The organism is Streptomyces sp. NPDC030165 (genome assembly GCF_055573595.1).
Genome location: NZ_JBVIBD010000042.1, coordinates 20,847 through 37,547 on the forward strand (window position 1 = coordinate 20,847; position 16,701 = coordinate 37,547).

Here is a 16,701-nt window from a genome sequence, read left to right on the forward strand (position 1 = left end):
ACCTCCTCGCTCTCCCCCCCCCCCCCCCCCCCCCCCCCCCCCCCCCCCCTCCCCCCCCCCCCCCCCCCCCCCCCCCCCCCCCCCCCCCCCCCCCCCCCCCCCCGGCCCGTACTCCTTCCGCGTACGGCCGGGCCCTGCCGTCAGTCCTGGCAGGCCGCCCGGGACAGGACGTCGGTCAGCACTTCCTGCGGGTCGCCTCCCAGGTGCCCGGCGCGCCAGGAGACGAAGGCGTCCGGGCGCACCAGGACGGCGCCGTCCGGCCCCACCCCGTACGCCTCGGCCCAGTCGCGGCCGGCCGGCCGCAGCTCCGCCCGCTCGCCGACGGACCAGGTGCGCAGCGGGACGCCGAGCTTCCGGGCGACCGGTTCGGCGGCCCGCGCCCAGGCCCCGCCCTCGGGGCCGGTGAGCAGCACGTACGAGTCCCAGAACAGGTCGATCGTGGAGATCTCCTCGGTCCCGCGCCGCAGCCACACGTGCGGGGCCCGGGTGCCGGGCTCGCCGGTGAGCCGGAGTTCGGGGCTCAGGACCCGGGCGCCGGGGTCCGCCAGGACGGAGGCGGAGCGGTAGCGGTAGCCCAGGGTGATGATCACGTCGTCCACGAAGTCGGCCCGGTCCGCGTCGGTGGCGTACCCGTGCCGGATCCGGTTGCGTACCAGCGCCTGCTCGGACATGGCGATGCCCAGCGGGCGGCGCTCGGCGTCGTAGGTGTCCAGCAGCGCGTCGGTGCCCCAGCCCTTGAGCACCGCGGCCAGCTTCCAGGCCAGGTTGTGGGCGTCGTGGATACCGGTGTTGGCGCCGAACCCGCCGGCCGGCGGGTGGACGTGCGCGGCGTCCCCGGCCAGGAACACCCGGCCCGCCCGGAACGTCTCGGAGACCAGCTGCGCCCCGCGCCAGGGCACCTTGTCCACGATCTCCACGTCGATGTCCCGGCCCGCGGCCTGCCGCACGATGTCCACGCACCGCTCGTCGGTGAAGTCGTCCGGCGTCTCGCCCTTCTCGGGAAAGTACAGCGGCGCGGCCAGCCACGGGTCGCGGCCGTGCAGCCGGGACAGGCCCATCAGCCCGCCGCCCGCGGAGGCGTAGCACAGGATGAACTTGCGGTCCTTCAGCAGCCGTTCGAGCTGTGGCGCGCGGAAGTAGACGCTGAGCGCGTTGAACACGGTGCCGCGCCCGGCGCGCTGCACGCCCAGGGCCTCGCGGGTGCGGCTGCTCGCGCCGTCCGCGCCCACCAGGTAGTCCGCCCGTATGGTGAACTCCTTGCCGGTCGCGTTCTCGCCGACGACGGCGGTCACGCCCTCGGCGTCCTGCTCGAAGGAGACCAGGCGGCAGCCGAAGCGTACGTCGGCGCCGTGCTCCCGGGCCTTGGCCACCAGCACCTTCTCGTACCGGTCCTGCCCGCACCCCATCACCCGCTCGGGGCTGACCGTGGGACCGTCCAGGGACGGCACCTCCAGCACCTCCGCGTCGTCGATCTCGGCGAAGGTGCGCACCTTGATGATGCCGCCCTCGAAGTACGGGTGGGAGTCGCCCATCTCCAGGGCGCGGATGTCCGGTCCCAGGCCGGCCGCCCGGAACAGCTCCATGGTGCGGGCCTGCAGGCCCGGGGCGCGGGGCAGCGTGGAGGTGTCGTCGCGCTTCTCCAGCACCATCGTCCGCAGCCCGTGCCGTCCGCAGAACAGCGCGGTGGCGAGCCCGACCGGGCCGCCGCCGACGACGAGTACCGGGATTCTCAGGTCATACATGCATGTCCCCTCTGCGTGGACTGGGCCGAACCCGGACCACTTCCAGGCCCTGCCGACAACCGGGAACCCGCCGGCCGTCCGGCCGCGGGGCGCCCTTCGAGAAGTACTGGCGGCTCCTCAAGCGGTGCTGGAGGACCGCCTTCCGCGCGCCCGGCGGTTTTTCGAGGAGTGCTCGACCCGCGGCTGCGAAGGTCCCCGGCAACCGTGTGGCACCAGGCCACGGTCGGTGCCGGAAGGAGCCCCGCGCATGACGCACACCCTGCCCGATGTCACCACCCCGGCCGGAATCATCCGGTTGGGCAACATGTTCTGCGACGCCAAGGCGCTGCTGACCGCCGTCGAACTGCGGCTGTTCACCACGCTCCACGAGAAGGGCCCCTCGACGCAGGAGGAGATCCGTACCGCACTCCAGCTGCACGGCCGGGGCCTGTCCGACTTCCTCGACCTGCTGACCGCGCTGGGCGTGCTGGAGCGGGCCGACGGCCGCTACCGCAACGCGCCGGGCTCGGACGCCTGCCTCGTCCAGGGCGCGCCGGGGTACGTCGGCGGCTTCCTGGAGCGCTCCAACCGCAACCTCTACCCGGCCTGGGGCCGGCTCGCCGAAGGACTGCGCACCGGGCAGCAGCAGTCCGGCAGCGACTTCGAGCAGGTCACCCGCAACCCGCACATCCTGCGGCAGTTCGTCGGCATGATGGACGGACTGACCAACGTGGTGGGGCCGGAGCTGGCGCAGAAGTACGACTGGTCAGGGCACGGCTCGGTGCTCGACGTGGGCGGCGCCCGCGGCAACCTGTGCTCCCTCATCGTCAAGGCGCACCCGCACCTGACCGGGCACGTCTTCGACCTGCCGGCGATGGCGCCGCTGTTCGACGAGAAGGTGGCCGAGCACGGCCTCACCGGCCGGGTCTCGTTCACCGGCGGCAGCTTCTTCGAGGACCCGCTGCCCTGCGCGGACGTCGTCCTGCTGGGCCACGTCCTGCACGACTGGGACCGGGAGCAGCGGGCCTACCTGGTCGGCAAGGCGTACGAGGCGGTCAATCCCGGCGGCACCCTGCTGGTCTACGACCGGATGCTGGAGGACGAGCCGGCGCACATCGAGAACCTCGTCATCAGCCTGGACATGCTGCTGGTCACCGACGGCGGGGAGGAGTACCAGGCCTCCGAGATCACGGCGGTGGCCGAACAGGCCGGCTTCGTGAGCACCGAGGTCACTCCGCTGAGCGACTACGACACCCTGGTGATCTGCCGCAAGGGTGCCTGAACGGGCCGGAGCGCGTCGGAGCCGCCGGCCGCCCGGCGGCTCCGGACCGGCTCAGCCCGCTCTCGACCGGCGCCCGATCCGCGCTGCCGACCCTGAACCGTACCGACGACGGCCCGTCGGAGCCTGCGCACCCGTGGCCGGGAGGAGAATGATGAGCGAGCAGCGCCAGCACCCCGTCGAGGTGCCCGAGAACCGGTCCGGCATCCGGCTGCCCCATCACACGGTGGCGGGCATCGGAGCCGGCCCGGCCAACCTGAGTCTCGCCGCGCTCGGCGAGCCGGCGGTCCCCGGCGGGGTCCAGCTCTACGAGCGGCGGTCCTCGGCGGCCTGGCACCCCGGCCAGCTCAGCGAGGGCACTCGCCTGCAGACCTCCTGGATCAAGGACCTGGTGACCCTGGTCGACCCGACCAACCGGCTGTCCTTCCTGAACTACCTGGTGGCCGGCGGGCGCATGTACGCGTTCATCAACGCCCAGTACGAGGAGATCCCGCGGCTGGAGTTCGCGCGCTACCTCGCCTGGGCCGCCGGTGAGCTGGGCACGATCCGGTACGGCAGCCCTGTCGAGCGCATCGGCTTCACCGGTGCCGGGCCCGACGGGCAGTTCGTGCTGCACGGGCCCGACGGCCCGGTGGCCACCGCGGACCACGTCGTCCTCGGCCTGGGCACCCGCCCGCGCGTCCCGGCCTGCTTCGACGGCCTGGACGCCGAAGGGCTCGTGCTGGCCGAGCAGTTGCACGCCCGGCTGCGCGGGGCCGCCGTACTGCCGTACCAGCCGGCCGTGGTCGTCGGCGGCGGGCAGACCGGCGCCGAGTCCGTGCTCGAACTGATCCAGCACGGCTTCCGGGACATCCGGTGGATCGGACGGCGCAACTGGTTCGCGCCGATGGACGACTCGCCCTCGGCCAACGACTTCTTCCGCCCCACGTACCTGCGGTTCTTCCACGGCCTGCCGGCGGAGGTGCGACAGCGGTACGTGGCCGAGCAGCAGCTGACCAGTGACGGCATCTCGCTGAGCACGATCCAGCAGATCTACCAGCTCAACTACGAGATGTACCTGCGCGAGGGCCGCTATCCGGTCATGCTGCTGCCCGGGCGTGACGTGGTGCGGTCCTGCGAACGCGACGGCCAGCTCGTCCTGTGGTGCGAACGCGACTGGGGCGGCCGCGAGCGGCACGCCGCGCCCCTGGTGGTGCTCGCCACCGGCCGCGAGGCGGCGGCGCTGCCGCTGGCCCCGGAACTGCTCGCGCTGATGGAGCTGGACGAGTCGGGCCAGCCGGTGCTGGAGGCCGACTACTCGGTGCGGTGGAAGAACGCCGAGCACAACCGGCTCTACGTGCAGAACCGCAGCCGGACGGGGCACGGCATCGCCGACCCCAACCTCAGCCTGCTGGCCGTGCGGGCCGCCACGATTCTCAACTCCGTGCTGGAACGGGACGTGTACGTGATCCGGGACGAGCATGTCAGTACGGCTTGGCTCTGAGGTGGAGAGGGATACGGCCGCCACTAATCGCTTGACAATCTAGCTACTAGGCTGTCAAGGTAATACTGTCAGGGCGGTACGCAGGCGTTTTCGGGCAGAGAGGCGAACGATGGATCTGGGCTTGCAGGACAAGCGGGTTCTGGTGACGGGAGCGACGCGCGGCATCGGCCGGGCCACCGCGAAGGCGTTCGCCGACGAGGGCGCCCGGGTGGCCGTCACGTACCACACCGGCGAGTCCGCCGCGAAGGCCGTGGTGGAGGAGCTGGGCGGGGCGGAGCGCGCCCACGCCGTCCGCCTGGACCTCGCCGACCCGGAGTCCGTGACCGCCGGTGTGCGGGCCGCCGAGGAGCGCTGGGGCGGGATCGACGTCGTCGTCGCCAACGCCCAGACGTGGCTGTGGGTCGACCCCGACCAGCAGCCGAAGCTGGAGGACCTGCCGGTCGACGAGTGGTTCGCCACGATGCGCGCCAACGTCGAGGGGCACATCCGTACCGTGCGGGAGGCGCTGCGCGGGATGCGCGAACGCGGCTGGGGCCGGGTCGTGCTGCTCTCCTCGGTCACCGCGACGGCCGGGATGCCCGGCTCCGAGATCTACAGTGCCGCCAAGTCGGCGCTGCACGGCTTCGCCCGCGGCCTGATGTGGAACCACGACGGCATCCTGGTCAACGTCGTGGCGCCGGGCGGCACGATCACCGAACAACTCGCCGACGTGGACCCGGCGGTCATCGAGAAGAGCGCCCGGGAGACACCCAGCGGGCGGCTGACCACCGCGCAGGAGGTCGCGCGCCTGATCGTGTTCCTGGGCTCGGACGGCAACGGCAACATCAACGGCGAGGTCATCCACACGGCCGGCGGGCGCTGAACCGGCGCACGCCGCCGACACGCCGGCACACCGGCGCGCCCGCACCGCCGGCCCTCCAGGCTGCCCCGGACCCCCGACCGGGGCAGCCGGGCGGGCCGACGGCGCGCGGACCCTGTGGGGGCCTCGCGAACCGGTGCCGCCTGGAAGGGCTCAGGGCCGACAGGCCCTGAGCCCTTCCGCGTTCATCTGCCGGCGGCCTCCCCGCCCGCATCGACCTTCTTGATCGACCAGCGCGCGATGCGCAGCGACATCTCCACGCCCTCGGTCGCGTACTCCACCATGTCCTTCTGGTACGCCGCCACGGCGTCCGCGAGGTCCCGCTCGCCCCGGTCCACCGCGGCCAGCGCCCCGGCCAGCGCCGCGGCGTCGCGCACCGCGGTGTTGGCGCCGACCCCGCCGGACGGCGGCATGGTGTGCACCGCGTCCCCCAGCGGGACGACCGGGCCGGTCTCCCACGGAACCACGGGCAGGTGCGCCCGCAGGGCCACGCCGAAGGTCAGCTCCGGCCGGGCGTGCCGGAAGATCCCGCGCAGCCCGGGGTGCCAGGCGGCGGTCCGCGCGGCCGCGAAGCCGCACAGGCCGGGCCCGTCCAGGGCGAAGAACTCCTCGTCCGGCATGCCCAGGTCCTCGCGGTGCACGTTCAGCACCGCCATGTAGTAGTCCCCCGTCTCCGGCAGCCGGAGCCCCGGCCGCAGCCGGGCCGCCGTCTCGCGCACCCCGTCCCGGAACGACATCGGCATCAGCCCGAGGTGGCTGCCGTCCGTGCCGATCACATAGCTGAAGCGGTCACGCAGCGGCTCGGGCAGCCCCGCGCGTACCGCGTCCGCGCGCGTGATGCGCGAGAACACCGTCCGTACGCCCAGGTCGGAGGGCCGACGGTCGGGCAGGAGCTGCGCGCGTACCTGCGAGTTGGCCCCGTCGGCCGCGACCAGCACGTCGCCCTCGGCGGTGCTGCCGTCGGCGAAGTGGGCCGTCACCCCGCCGTCCGGCTGCCGTTCGCAGTGCGTGAAGGTCTTGCCGTACCGGACCGACGGCTCCAGTCCGGCCAGCAGGACCCGGCGCAGCACGTCCCGGTCGACCGCGTCGACCTTGTCGGGGCGCTCGCCCCGCGGATCGTCGAAACTCGGCGTCCACTGGGGGGCGAGCTGCTCGTCGTACGCGTCCATGCCGTTCTCGCCGCGCCGGTGCGCGGTGGCCACGAGCAGCTCCTGCAGTGGCGGCGGCAGGCAGGCGCGCAGCGACGCCTCGCCCTCCGGGCTGATGCGCAGGCGGTATCCCTGGCGCCGTTCGTCCGGGCCGCCGTCCCGCTCGTGGACCGTGACGTCCACGCCGGCCCCGCGCAGGCCCTGCGCGAGGCACAGACCGCCGACGCCCCCTCCGATCACCAGGACCCGCATTCCGTTCCGGCCCATCGGCACGCTCCTCTCGCACGGTGTGTCGGCCCACTGTGCGGACGGCGGCTCGCAGATCCCTGGAGGGCCCGTCGCGGTCCACCGGAACTGGACGCGCCTTTGAGAGAGCGCCTGCAAGGTGGCCGCACGCCCGGGCCCCCACCGGCCCCGGCCGGGCCCCGGCGAACCGCCAGGGCCCGCAGTGTCCGCGGACGGCGGACTGTGCCGACACCCCCGTCCCCGCCCGGCGCACCGTGCCCCACCGCACACACAAGGAGCTGATCAGGTATGGAATTCGGGTTGGGCCTGCCGACCACGGTCCCGGACAAGGACGGCCCCGCGCTCGCGGCGTGGGCCCGCCGGGCCGAGGACGCCGGATTCGCCAGTCTCGGCGTGATCGACCGGCTCGTCTACGACAACTACGAGCCGCTGACGGCCCTGGCCGCCGCGGCCGCCGTCACCGAACGCGTACGCCTGACGACCGGCATCCTCATCGCCCCCTACCGCACCCAGACGGCGCTGCTGGCCAAACAGGCGGCCACCGTCTCGGCGCTGTCCGGCGGCCGGCTGGTGCTGGGCGTCGCCGCGGGCGGCCGCGAGGACGACTTCCAGGCCGTCGACGCCACGTACCACGACCGCGGGCGCCGGCTCGACGCCCAGCTCGCCGAGTTGCGCGACATCTGGCAGGGCAAGGGTGAGGTGTCCGGCATCGGCCCCGAACTGGCCACCGGGCAACCGCAGTTGCTGGTCGGCGGGCACTCGCCGGCGGCCATGCGGCGCGCCGCCCGCCTCGGTGACGGCTGGTTCTGCGGCGGCAGTTCCGCCTCGGCGTACGGCGACCTGGTCGCACGGGCCCGCGAGGCGTGGCGGGAGGAGGGCCGCGCCGGCCGGCCACGGCTGGTGTCCCTGGCGTACGCGGCGCTGGGCCCCGGCGCGCGCGAGCTGGCGCAGGCGTACCTCGGTGACTATTACGCCTTCGCGGGCCCCTTCGCCCAGCGCATCGCGTCCATGGCCGTCACCGACCGGCAGGAGCTGGTGGACCTGGCCCAGAGCTATGCGGAGACCGGCTGCGACGAGCTGATCCTGATGCCGTGCTCGGCCGACCCGCGCCACCTGGAGTCCCTGGCGGAAGCCGTTCTGTGACCCAGCGCGAGGGCCGCCCGCCGGAACACCGGTGGGCGGCCCTCGCCGTCTGCTGCGCCGGGCCCCGCGTACGGCCGTCGGCGGGGCCCGGCCGCCGCCGTGTCAGCGGCGTCCTGCCGCGCGGACCGGCAGGGTGCGCGCCAGTTCCGCCGCCACCTGCGCGGGCGTCGGCCGGGCGAGCATCTCGGCGCCCATGCGGCGCGCGGCGGCCGCCGGCGCCTCGTCCTCCAGCAGCGCGTACGCCGCGCTGCGCAGCCGCTCGGCCGTCGCCTCGTCCCGGGTCAGCACCCGGCCCGCCCCCACGGCCGCCACCCGCCCGGCGTGCCCCGAATGGTCCGGCAACTGCGGTACGAGCAGCAGCGGCACCCCCGCCCGCAACGAGGTCAGCACCGTGCCCGCACCGCCGTGGGCCACCACCAGACCGGCCGACGGCACCAGCGCGTGCAGCGGCACGTCCGTCACCACGCGCACACCCGCCGACCCGTCGAGCAGCGCCGGATCGAGCAGGTCCCGCTGCCGGGCCGACACCGCGAGCACCACCTCGACGCCGGGGCCCGCCAGCGCCGCGGCCGCCCGGCCGCCGAGGAAGAGCCGGGCGTCGAGGCGGGCCATGGTGTGCCCCCATGTCACCAGGACCCGGCGTACGCCCGGGGGCGTGTCCGGCAGCGGCGGCCGGGGGACTTCGCCGCAGCCGTTGTACGGCACGTAGCGCACCGGCGTCCGCCGGTACGCGACGGGCAGTTGCAGGGCGTCGGGGCACGGATCGACGGTCAGCGTCCCCAGGGCGTCGAAGTCCTCGATGCCGTACCGCTCCAGGAACGGCGCCACGGCCTGCGGCAGCAGCGCACGGGCGCGCGCCAGCAGGTCCGTGCCGTACAGCACCCGCACCGCCGGCACCCCGGCCGCCGCGGCGGCGACCGGGCCGGCCAGCGCGGTCGGCTCGTACACCACCAGGTCCGTGCGCCAGTCGCGGGCCAGCTCCACCAGGCCGTCGGTCATCGACGCGGCGAGCGCCGCGACCATCCGCAGGGCCCGCGGAGCGTTGTTGCCCGGCAGCGGTTCCCCGCCGGCGGGCGGCGCGGGCGGGCCGGCGTCCGCGGACGGCAGCACATAGCCCCGCACCATGCCGGCCGCGTCGGTGTCCGTACCCACCACCGCGCCCGGCAGTCCGGTACGGTCCGTCTCCGGCTTCAGCGCGGGCGGGCCCGCGACCAGCACCTCGTGCCCGGCGGCCCGGAACGCCGAGGCCAGCGGCACGAGGGCGTACAGATGCGAGGGCCAGGCCCAGGACGTGAACAGTACGCGCATGACTCGCCTTGTCCCTTCATGACGACATGGACCCGCTCAGCCAGGAGAGGGCCGGGAACGGCCCGCCGCGCGCGGCCCGGCGGCCTCCGTCGCGGGAGACGCACCGAGCCGTACGCGGCGGGCCGGGGGTTGATCCGGACGAAGCGCCCTACGCCTGGTGATCGACGATGACGGAAGCGTCCTTCGCGCCGTCACCCGCGGCGACCACGGACGCGAACCGCTCCCGCACCCGGTCCAGCACCGGCAGGCCGAGGCCGCTCTCGCGGGCGGCCCGGGTGGCGATGCCGATGTCCTTCTCCATCAGGTCCGCGCGGAAGAACGCCGGCTCGTACGAGCCGCGCAGCATCAGGCCGGCGCGGAACCGCATCACCATCGAACTGAACCCGGACTCCGCGATGGTGGAGATGACCCGGTCCCGGTCGAGGCCAGCGGCGACCCCGTAGGAGACCGCCTCCGCCATCGAGGCGACCTGGGCGCCGAGCAGCAGGTTGAGGACGACCTTGAGGCTGGTCGCGGTGCCCGGCGGGCCGAGGTGCAGCACCTGCGAGCCGAGCGCCTCCAGCACCGGCCGGACCTCGGCCAGGTCCGCCTCGTCCCCGGACACGAAGACCCGCAGCTCGCCCTGGCGGGCCTGCGGCGGATTGCCGACGACACACGCCTCGACGCGCCGCAGCCCCTTGTCCGCCAGCCGGCCGGCCGCCTCCCGGGCGAAGGCGGGGGAGACGGTCGAGGTGTCCACGACGAGCGCCCCGGGCTCCAGGACCGGCACGACCCGGCCGAACAGCACCTCCTCGACGGCCTTCTCGTCGCTGAGACTCAGCAGCACGACCCGTTGCCCCGCGGCGGCCGCCTCGGGCGAGTCGGCAGCCCGTGCCCCGGCCCGCACCAGCGGCTCCGCCTTGCCCGCGGTCCGGTTGAACACGGTCAGCCCGTACCCGCTCGCCAGCAGCCGGTGCGCCATCCCGCCGCCCATGGCACCGAGGCCGATGAACGCCAGTTGTCGGTGGTCCATGACCACTCCTCTCTTCGATACGGCCGGCACCGCGGCGCCCGTGCTCAGTACGCGGCGTCGACCTCGTACACGGCGAACGGCGCGGCGGTCCGGGTGTCGCGGAACGGGCGCAGCGGGGCGGTGTCCTGACGGTGGTCCGCGCCCTTCTCCCACGCCAGGAAGGCGGCCATGGACTCCCAGCGGCTCATCACCGCCAGCGCGGTGGGGTCCGTGGGGCTGCGCAGCAGCTCGTTGCCGAGCAGCCCCGGCACCTTCGCCATCCGCTCGCTGACCTGGTGGTAGGCGGACCGGACCGCGGCGAGCTGCTCCTCGTCGTACGCGGCCTGGTAGACCACCACCCGGGCCTCAGCGGGCACCGTCCACCGCCCTGCCCTCGACGCGCGCCACCATCTCCATGGGGTGGAAGGAGCCGCTGCGGCGGAACGGGTGGAGCTTCGCCCGGTGCTCCAGGTGGGCCGGACTGTCCTCGAACTCCCGGAAGCGGGCCTCGTCCAGCCAGTCGCTGACGATGTAGTACGTGCCCTCCTCGGCGGTGGCCCGGGCCAGCGACTGGCCGAGGTTGGCCGGGTGCCCGGTCACCGCGTCGCTGCCCTCGCGCCACACCCGCTCGAAGTCGCCCTCGCGGCCCGGCTCGATCTCCATGCGGAGCATCACACGGAAGGTCATCAGGAGATCCCCCCGTCGACACCGATGACGTTGCCGGTCACGTAGCGGGACAGGTCGCTGGCGAGCCAGAGCACGGCGCCCGCGACCTCCTCGGGCTTGCCGAGCCGGCCGAGGGCGGTCTTCGCGCCGTAGCGTTCGGCCATCAGGGTGCGCTGCTCCTCGGGCAGCGCGTGGAAGTTCTCGGTCTCGATGACGCCGAGGGCGACCACGTTGAACCGGATGCCCTTGGGCCCGAACTCCCGGGCCAGCGACCGGTTCAGGCCCACGAGCGCCGCCTTGGTCGCGGTGTAGTGGGCCCGCAGCGGCACACCCGCGTCCACGGCCCGGGAACCGATGCTGACCACCGAGGAGCCCGCGCCGAGCAGCGGCAGGGCGTGCTGGACGACGAGGTGGGTGCCGGTGATGTTGGTGGCGAGGATGCGCTGCCACTCCTCCAGCGGCAGGTCGCCGTACGGGACGTGGCTGATCGCGCCGGCGTTGTTGACGAGCAGGTCGAGCGTGCCGTACCGCTCCTCGGCCTGCTCCAGCAGCTCGGCCACGTCGGACGGCCGGGTCAGGTCGGCGCGGACGACGTGGTGGTCACCGCCGATCGCCTTCAGCTCGGCCTCCAGGGAGCCGACGAAGTCGCTGTCGGTGCGGTAGCAGGTGACGACGTCGACACCGGCCCGGGCCAGGGCCAGGACGATGCCGCGGCCGATGCCCCGGGTACCGCCGGTGACCAGGGCCTTCTTGCCTCGCAGGGCGAGTTCCATGATTCCTCCGTGGGGACGCGACAGTGGGAAAACGGGGGACGGGGCGGGCGGCGCCCGCCTTGAGGTCAGAGCAGCACGCCCAGCCCCGCGCAGTTCGCCAGGAGAGCGGCGATGGTCAGCAGGCTGCGCCGGCGGTTCCAGGCGCCCCAGCTGCGGCGCGGGTCCGCGAAGTCGGCCGGCAGGTGGTCCGGGTCCAGCGTGCGCATCCACCGGTTGACCGGGGCGTTGCGGGTGAGCGAGATGATGGCGGTGGCGACGGCCAGCACGGCGGCCACCGCGAACGCCGCCCGCGCGGCCGTCTCCGGCGCCAGGATCGCCAGCGCGGTGTCGCAGCCGACCGTGCCGACCAGGCAGAGCGGCATCGCCGGGTCGTAGCGGGTGCCGAAGAAGGCGTGGGCGTGCACGTACCGGTCGACGGGCAGGGAGGCGAGGTACGGGAAGCCGCCCAGCTGGGTGCCGAACAGCACCCCGGCCGCCAGCCCGTTGAGCAGCAGCACCAGCGGAGTGAGCAGGGCCAGCACGCCGGGCTCCTCAGCGGACGAGGGCGCGCGCGGCGGCCTCGACCTTCTCCTTGATCAGCGCCATCTGCACCGTGGTGTTGCGGTTGAGGCGCTCGGTCATCTGCTCGTCGGTGACCGGGGCCGCGGGCTTCATGTGGAAGTCCTGCACCCAGCGCATCCGTACGCCGCCGGCCTCCTGCGTGTACTCCCAATAGATCTTCATGTGGTCGAACGGGCCGGTCTCCACCCGCTCGGCGCGCACGGTGCGGCTCTCGGCGTCGGCCGTCCGCCGGGACACCCAGCTCCAGACCTGGCCGTTCTCGTCCGGGTGCATCGTCAGGCGGAAGAGCACGGTGTCGCCGTCCCGCTCCAGCACCTCGGCGGCGGCGTACTCGCTGAACAGGTCAGGCCACTTGGGCACGTCGTTGGTCATCCGCCACACCAGGTCCATGGGCGCGTCGATGACGATGTGGTTGTCGGTGTGTCCGCTCATGGTGCGTGCTCCTCGCGTCGTCGTGGTGGTCAACGGCCCAGAACCAGGGCCGAGGTGAAACCCCCGTGGCCGCGCGCCAGTACCAGGGCCCGCCGCAGCGGCAGTTCCCGTGGCGCGCCGGTCACCAGGTCGATCTCCATTCCCGGGGCGGGGCGCCGGGTGCCGGTGGTGGGCGGGATCACCCCGTCGCGCAGCGACAGCAGCGCCGTCGCCACGTCGAGCGGGGCGCCGCCGCCGTAGAGCCGCCCGGTGAGCGTCTTGGGCGCCGTGACCGGCACCGCCGACGGGCCGAAGACGGCGGCGACGGCCTCGGCTTCGTCGCGGTCGTCGGCGGGCACCCCGGCCGCGTCGGCGAACACCACGTCGATGTCGCCCGGGGTGAGCCGGGCGGCACGCAGGGCCTGTCCGACGACCCGGCGCAGCGCCCGGGGGCGCCCCGAACCGGCCGGCGGGTCGAATCCGGCGGCGTGGCCGAGCACCCGCCCGTACTCCGTCCTGGCGCCGCGGGCCTCGGCGGCCTCGGCGCTCTCCAGGACGAGGATGGCGCCGCCCTCGCCGGGTACGTAACCGCGCGCCGCGGCGTCGAACGGCAGGTAGGCCCGTTCCGGGTCGGTGGCGGTGGACAGCTTCCCGGTCGACAGCTGCGCGGTCAGGCCGTACGGGCACAGTGAGGCGTCCGTGCCGCCGGTGAGCACCAGCCGCGCGCCCCGGCCGGTCAGCCGCCGCGCCTGCGCGATGGCGTCGAGGCCGCCGGCCTGCTCGCAGGCGAGCACGCCGCAGGGGCCGCGCATGCCGTGGCGGATCGAGAGCTGGCCGGTGGTGGCGGCGTAGAACCAGGCGATCGACTGGTAGGCACCGACCCAGGACGGGTCGTGCTGGTACAGCGCCGTCATCTCCCGCTGGCCGAACTCCGTGCCGCCGGAGGACGAGGAGGTCACCACGGCCATCTCGTACTCGGGCAGCCCGGACGGGTCGACGCCCGCGTCCCCGAGCGCCTCCTCGGCGGCGGCGAGCGCCAGGTGCGTCCAGTGGTCGGTCTGGGAGATCAGCCGGCTCGGCCGTACGGCGGTCCGCGCGTCGAACTCGGTTATCTCGCCCGCCAGTTGCACGGGGTAGCCGGACGCGTCGAAGCGGGTGGTCCGGCCGATCGCCGACGTGCCGGCCAGTGTCGCCGCCCAGTGGGCCTTGACGCCGATGCCCGTCGGGGCGACGACACCGATGCCGGTGATCACCGGGGGCCGGGTGGACGTGGGGACGGTCATGTGTCGGTCCTTCCGGCCGCGGCGGCCGCGGTGCCGGGACGCGCCAGCAGCATCGCGGTCTGGAAACCGCCGAAGCCGCTGCCCACGCTCAGCACCACGTCCATCGCGTGCTCGCGCGCGGTGAGCGGCACGTAGTCCAGGTCGCACTGCGGGTCCGCGTGGTGCAGGTTGGCCGTCGGCGGCACGACCTGGCGTTCGAGGGCGAGCGCGCAGGCGGCCACCTCGATCGAGCCGATGGCGCCCAGCGAGTGGCCCACCATGGACTTGATGGAACTCACCGGGATGTCGTGGGCGTGCGCCCCCAGGCTGCGTTTGAACGCCGCCGTCTCGTGCCGGTCGTTCTGTTTGGTGCCCGAACCGTGCGCGTTGACGTAGTCCACCGCGCCGGGGTCGATGCGGGCCTGGTCCAGGGCGACCGTGATGGCCTCCGCCATCTCCCGCCCGTCGGGCTTCAGGCCGGTCATGTGGTAGGCGTTGCTGCGGCTCGCGAAGCCGGCGATCTCACCGTAGATGCGGGCGCCCCGCCGCTCGGCGGCCGTCCGCTCCTCCAGTACCAGGACGGCCGACCCCTCGGCGAGCACGAAGCCGTCCCGGTCCCGGTCGAAGGGGCGGGAGGCGTGCGCGGGGTCCGCGTTGTTCGGTGACGTCGCCTTGATCGCGTCGAAGCACGCCGAGGTGATCGGGGACAGCGGGGCGTCGGTGGCGCCGGCCAGTGCCACATCGGCGCTGCCCTCCTCGATGAGCTGGACGGCGTGCGCGATGGAGTCCAGCCCGGACGTGCAGCCCGTCGAGATCAGGGCGACCGGCCCCTCGGCGCCGGCCTCCCGGGCGACCTCGGCGGCCAGCGTGCTGGGCACCATGTAGCCGTACAGGTGCGGTACGCCGTACTCGTGGTCGACCAGCCACTTGCGGCCCCGGTCGCTGAGTACGACGTACTCCTCCTCCAGCCCCATCGTGCAGCCCACCGCGCTGCCGATGCTCACCGCCAGCCGCTCGGGCGGCAGTGCCGTGAGGTCCAGGCCGCTGTCCTGGACCGCCTCGCGGGCGGAGACCACGGCGAACTGGGCGGCCCGGTCCATCCGGCGCACCTGGCGCGGTTCCAGGCCCGCGGCGGCCGGGTCGAAGTCGACCTCGGCGGCGACCTGCGAGCGGAAGGCGGCCGGGTCGAAGAGGGTGATGCGCCGGGTGGCGGTGCGCCCCTCGGACAGCAGGTTCCAGAACGCCTCCCGGCCCACGCCGCCCGGCACCACGGCGCCGATACCGGTGATGACGGCCCGTCGTCTCACGACGCCCCGCTCACGTCCGGGTTGGACTCCTCGGGACGCTGCGCCTCCTCGGTGTCCACGTGCCCGAGTTCCGGCCGGGGGGCCAGCGGGGACAGGTGGAAGGCGCACCGCGCCGCCGTCTGGCCGGTGTTGACCAGCCGGTGCCGGACGCCGATCGGCACCAGCAGCGAGTCGCCGGCGGTGAGCCCGATGGGTTCGCCGTCCAGCGTCATCGTCAGCTCGCCGTCGACGACGTGCAGGAACTCCTCCGAGTACGGGTGGTAGTGCTCGGTGACGAAGTCGCCGGGCTCCAGCGTCAGCACGCCGCCGAAGCCCGAGGTGCACCCGACGGTGCGGGGGCTGAGGGTGACGCGGAGGTCGCCGCCGCGCTTGGTGTTGGGCGCGACCTCGCCCGCTGAGACCTTGACGGTCCGGGTGATGGCGGTGGTCATGAGTGTTTCCTTCCGGAGAGGAGCGGGGTGCGGGTCCGGTGGCACCCGGGGGTCACCGGATCCGCCCCTCGTCCTTCGTCCAGACGTAGAAGGGGTCGGCCATCGCGTCCTTGGGCTCCTTCCACGCCGGGTCGTACGGCTCGACGCAGGCGGCCAGCCGCGTGTTGATGTCCTCGTAGAGCGGGTGGCTGCGGGCCCGGTAGAGGTTGGGCGTGATGTCCTGGTCGGCTTCGACGAGGTGGAAGTAGAGCCCGTGGAACCGGAAGAGGGTGCGACGCGAGACACCGACCAGGTGCGGCAGGTCGGTGGCGTCGGACTCGCCGAAGATCCGGGCGATGTCGTCGGACTTGTCGGGCTTGAGGCGGGCGACGATCAGGGTGCGGTGCACGGCGTACCTCCCGGAATGTGCCACGGACAGCGTCGGACCGGACCGTCGCACCGCCGTCTGGAGAGCCGCTCAAGGACTCCTCCAGCTCACCCGCCGCTGCTGGACGGCCCCTTGAGCCGCCCGCGAGCCGGCCGGGCTGCACTGGGACACCCACCAAGAGCCAGGAGGAGCCACCGCATGCCGTTCGCAGCGATCACCTACGACGTCAAGCCCGGCTACGAGAAGGAACTCACCGAGATCTTCGGGAACTTCCAGCGGGTACGGGGCAGCAGCGTGCCCGACGCGCAGGGCCGCACGGCCGGCACCATCCTGGCCACCGCGGTCTTCCTGCGGGACGACACCCTGGTCCGCGTCATCGAGTACACCGGTGACCTCGACGCCGTCGCCCGGCACATGGCGGCGCAGCCCGGGGTCCGCGAGGTGGAGCGCAAGCTCAAGCCGTACCTGAGCCGTCCCCGGGACACCGACACCCAGGAAGGGTTCGTGGCCACCTTCCGGCGCAGCCTCCTGACGACCGTCGCCGAGATCTCCGTACGGGACCGGGAAGCGGCCGGCCAGGGGCAGGGCGCGCCGCAGCCGTGAGCCACGCGGCCCGGACCGGGAACCGGCCCGCCGCGCCCGTACGGCTCCGGGGGGGGGGGGGGGGAGGGGGGGGGGGGGGGGGGGGGGGGGGGGGGGGGGGGGGGGGGGGAGGGGGAGGGGGGGAGTAGGAAAGAGAGAAGAG

18 protein-coding genes are annotated in these 16,701 nt (G+C 73.9%); 5 read left to right on the top strand and 13 right to left on the bottom strand.

Annotated elements, in window-relative coordinates; all coding sequences use genetic code 11:
• Positions 1-140 precede the first annotated feature (140 nt).
• Positions 141-1,742, bottom strand: a complete 1,602-nt coding sequence (locus tag ACZ4Z1_RS40315; protein ID WP_468491679.1) for an FAD-dependent monooxygenase — start codon at positions 1,740-1,742, stop codon at positions 141-143.
• Between the two features lie 247 nt (positions 1,743-1,989).
• Here ACZ4Z1_RS40315 and ACZ4Z1_RS40320 point away from each other — a divergent pair, with 247 nt between their 5' ends.
• From ACZ4Z1_RS40320 to ACZ4Z1_RS40330, 3 genes are all read left to right on the top strand, one after another.
• Positions 1,990-3,003, top strand: coding sequence for a methyltransferase (locus ACZ4Z1_RS40320; RefSeq protein WP_468491680.1), 1,014 nt, complete (start codon positions 1,990-1,992; stop codon positions 3,001-3,003).
• 151 nt (positions 3,004-3,154) lie between these two features.
• Positions 3,155-4,483: a lysine N(6)-hydroxylase/L-ornithine N(5)-oxygenase family protein gene (locus ACZ4Z1_RS40325; RefSeq protein WP_468491681.1), complete on the top strand. Its 1,329-nt coding sequence runs from the start codon at positions 3,155-3,157 to the stop codon at positions 4,481-4,483.
• Between the two features lie 109 nt (positions 4,484-4,592).
• Entirely contained in the window at positions 4,593-5,345 is a 753-nt protein-coding gene (locus ACZ4Z1_RS40330; protein WP_468491682.1) for an SDR family NAD(P)-dependent oxidoreductase, read from the top strand.
• Between the two features lie 182 nt (positions 5,346-5,527).
• On the opposite strand, the gene ACZ4Z1_RS40335 is transcribed toward ACZ4Z1_RS40330, so the two are convergent.
• Positions 5,528-6,757 carry an FAD-dependent monooxygenase gene (locus tag ACZ4Z1_RS40335; RefSeq protein ID WP_468491683.1) on the bottom strand — a complete coding sequence of 410 codons (1,230 nt, stop codon included), beginning with the start codon at positions 6,755-6,757 and terminating at the stop codon, positions 5,528-5,530.
• Positions 6,758-7,024: 267 nt separating this feature from the next.
• Between ACZ4Z1_RS40335 and ACZ4Z1_RS40340 the strand changes: the two genes are divergently transcribed.
• Complete coding sequence (locus ACZ4Z1_RS40340) at positions 7,025-7,879, top strand: LLM class flavin-dependent oxidoreductase (protein ID WP_468491684.1); 855 nt, start codon at positions 7,025-7,027, stop codon at positions 7,877-7,879.
• Positions 7,880-7,981: 102 nt separating this feature from the next.
• Here the strand turns inward: ACZ4Z1_RS40340 and ACZ4Z1_RS40345 are convergent, their stop codons facing one another.
• The 11 genes from ACZ4Z1_RS40345 to ACZ4Z1_RS40395 all read right to left on the bottom strand — a co-directional run bounded on the left by ACZ4Z1_RS40345 (position 7,982) and on the right by ACZ4Z1_RS40395 (position 15,977).
• Positions 7,982-9,187 (bottom strand): nucleotide disphospho-sugar-binding domain-containing protein, encoded by a 1,206-nt coding sequence (locus ACZ4Z1_RS40345; protein WP_468491685.1) that lies wholly within the window; start codon positions 9,185-9,187, stop codon positions 7,982-7,984.
• A gap of 148 nt (positions 9,188-9,335) precedes the next feature.
• Entirely contained in the window at positions 9,336-10,199 is an 864-nt protein-coding gene (locus ACZ4Z1_RS40350; protein WP_468491686.1) for an NAD(P)-dependent oxidoreductase, read from the bottom strand.
• A 44-nt stretch (positions 10,200-10,243) separates the two neighbouring features.
• Complete coding sequence (locus ACZ4Z1_RS40355) at positions 10,244-10,555, bottom strand: antibiotic biosynthesis monooxygenase family protein (protein ID WP_468491687.1); 312 nt, start codon at positions 10,553-10,555, stop codon at positions 10,244-10,246.
• Positions 10,545-10,865 (bottom strand): antibiotic biosynthesis monooxygenase family protein, encoded by a 321-nt coding sequence (locus ACZ4Z1_RS40360; RefSeq protein WP_468491688.1) that lies wholly within the window; start codon positions 10,863-10,865, stop codon positions 10,545-10,547. The genes ACZ4Z1_RS40355 and ACZ4Z1_RS40360 overlap by 11 nt, the downstream gene beginning before the upstream one ends.
• Positions 10,865-11,617 carry an SDR family NAD(P)-dependent oxidoreductase gene (locus ACZ4Z1_RS40365; protein ID WP_468491689.1) on the bottom strand — a complete coding sequence of 251 codons (753 nt, stop codon included), beginning with the start codon at positions 11,615-11,617 and terminating at the stop codon, positions 10,865-10,867. The genes ACZ4Z1_RS40360 and ACZ4Z1_RS40365 overlap by 1 nt, the downstream gene beginning before the upstream one ends.
• 65 nt (positions 11,618-11,682) lie before the next feature.
• Positions 11,683-12,138 (bottom strand): anthrone oxygenase family protein, encoded by a 456-nt coding sequence (locus ACZ4Z1_RS40370; RefSeq protein ID WP_468491690.1) that lies wholly within the window; start codon positions 12,136-12,138, stop codon positions 11,683-11,685.
• Between the two features lie 10 nt (positions 12,139-12,148).
• On the bottom strand, positions 12,149-12,610 hold the full coding sequence (locus ACZ4Z1_RS40375) for an SRPBCC family protein (protein WP_468491691.1): 462 nt from the start codon (positions 12,608-12,610) through the stop codon (positions 12,149-12,151).
• Positions 12,611-12,639: 29 nt separating this feature from the next.
• Positions 12,640-13,872 carry a ketosynthase chain-length factor gene (locus ACZ4Z1_RS40380; RefSeq protein WP_468491692.1) on the bottom strand — a complete coding sequence of 411 codons (1,233 nt, stop codon included), beginning with the start codon at positions 13,870-13,872 and terminating at the stop codon, positions 12,640-12,642.
• On the bottom strand, positions 13,869-15,158 hold the full coding sequence (locus tag ACZ4Z1_RS40385; RefSeq protein WP_468491693.1) for a beta-ketoacyl-[acyl-carrier-protein] synthase family protein: 1,290 nt from the start codon (positions 15,156-15,158) through the stop codon (positions 13,869-13,871). Before ACZ4Z1_RS40385 ends, ACZ4Z1_RS40380 begins: the two co-directional genes overlap by 4 nt.
• The gene (locus tag ACZ4Z1_RS40390; RefSeq protein WP_468491694.1) at positions 15,155-15,589 is read right to left on the bottom strand and encodes a cupin domain-containing protein; all 435 of its coding nucleotides are present in this window, start codon (positions 15,587-15,589) and stop codon (positions 15,155-15,157) included. Before ACZ4Z1_RS40390 ends, ACZ4Z1_RS40385 begins: the two co-directional genes overlap by 4 nt.
• A 52-nt stretch (positions 15,590-15,641) precedes the next feature.
• A complete protein-coding gene (locus ACZ4Z1_RS40395; protein WP_468491695.1) occupies positions 15,642-15,977 on the bottom strand; it encodes a TcmI family type II polyketide cyclase in 336 nt (111 codons plus the stop codon).
• A 177-nt stretch (positions 15,978-16,154) separates the two neighbouring features.
• Here ACZ4Z1_RS40395 and ACZ4Z1_RS40400 point away from each other — a divergent pair, with 177 nt between their 5' ends.
• Entirely contained in the window at positions 16,155-16,559 is a 405-nt protein-coding gene (locus tag ACZ4Z1_RS40400) for a SchA/CurD-like domain-containing protein (protein ID WP_468491696.1), read from the top strand.
• Positions 16,560-16,701: the final 142 nt, after the last annotated feature.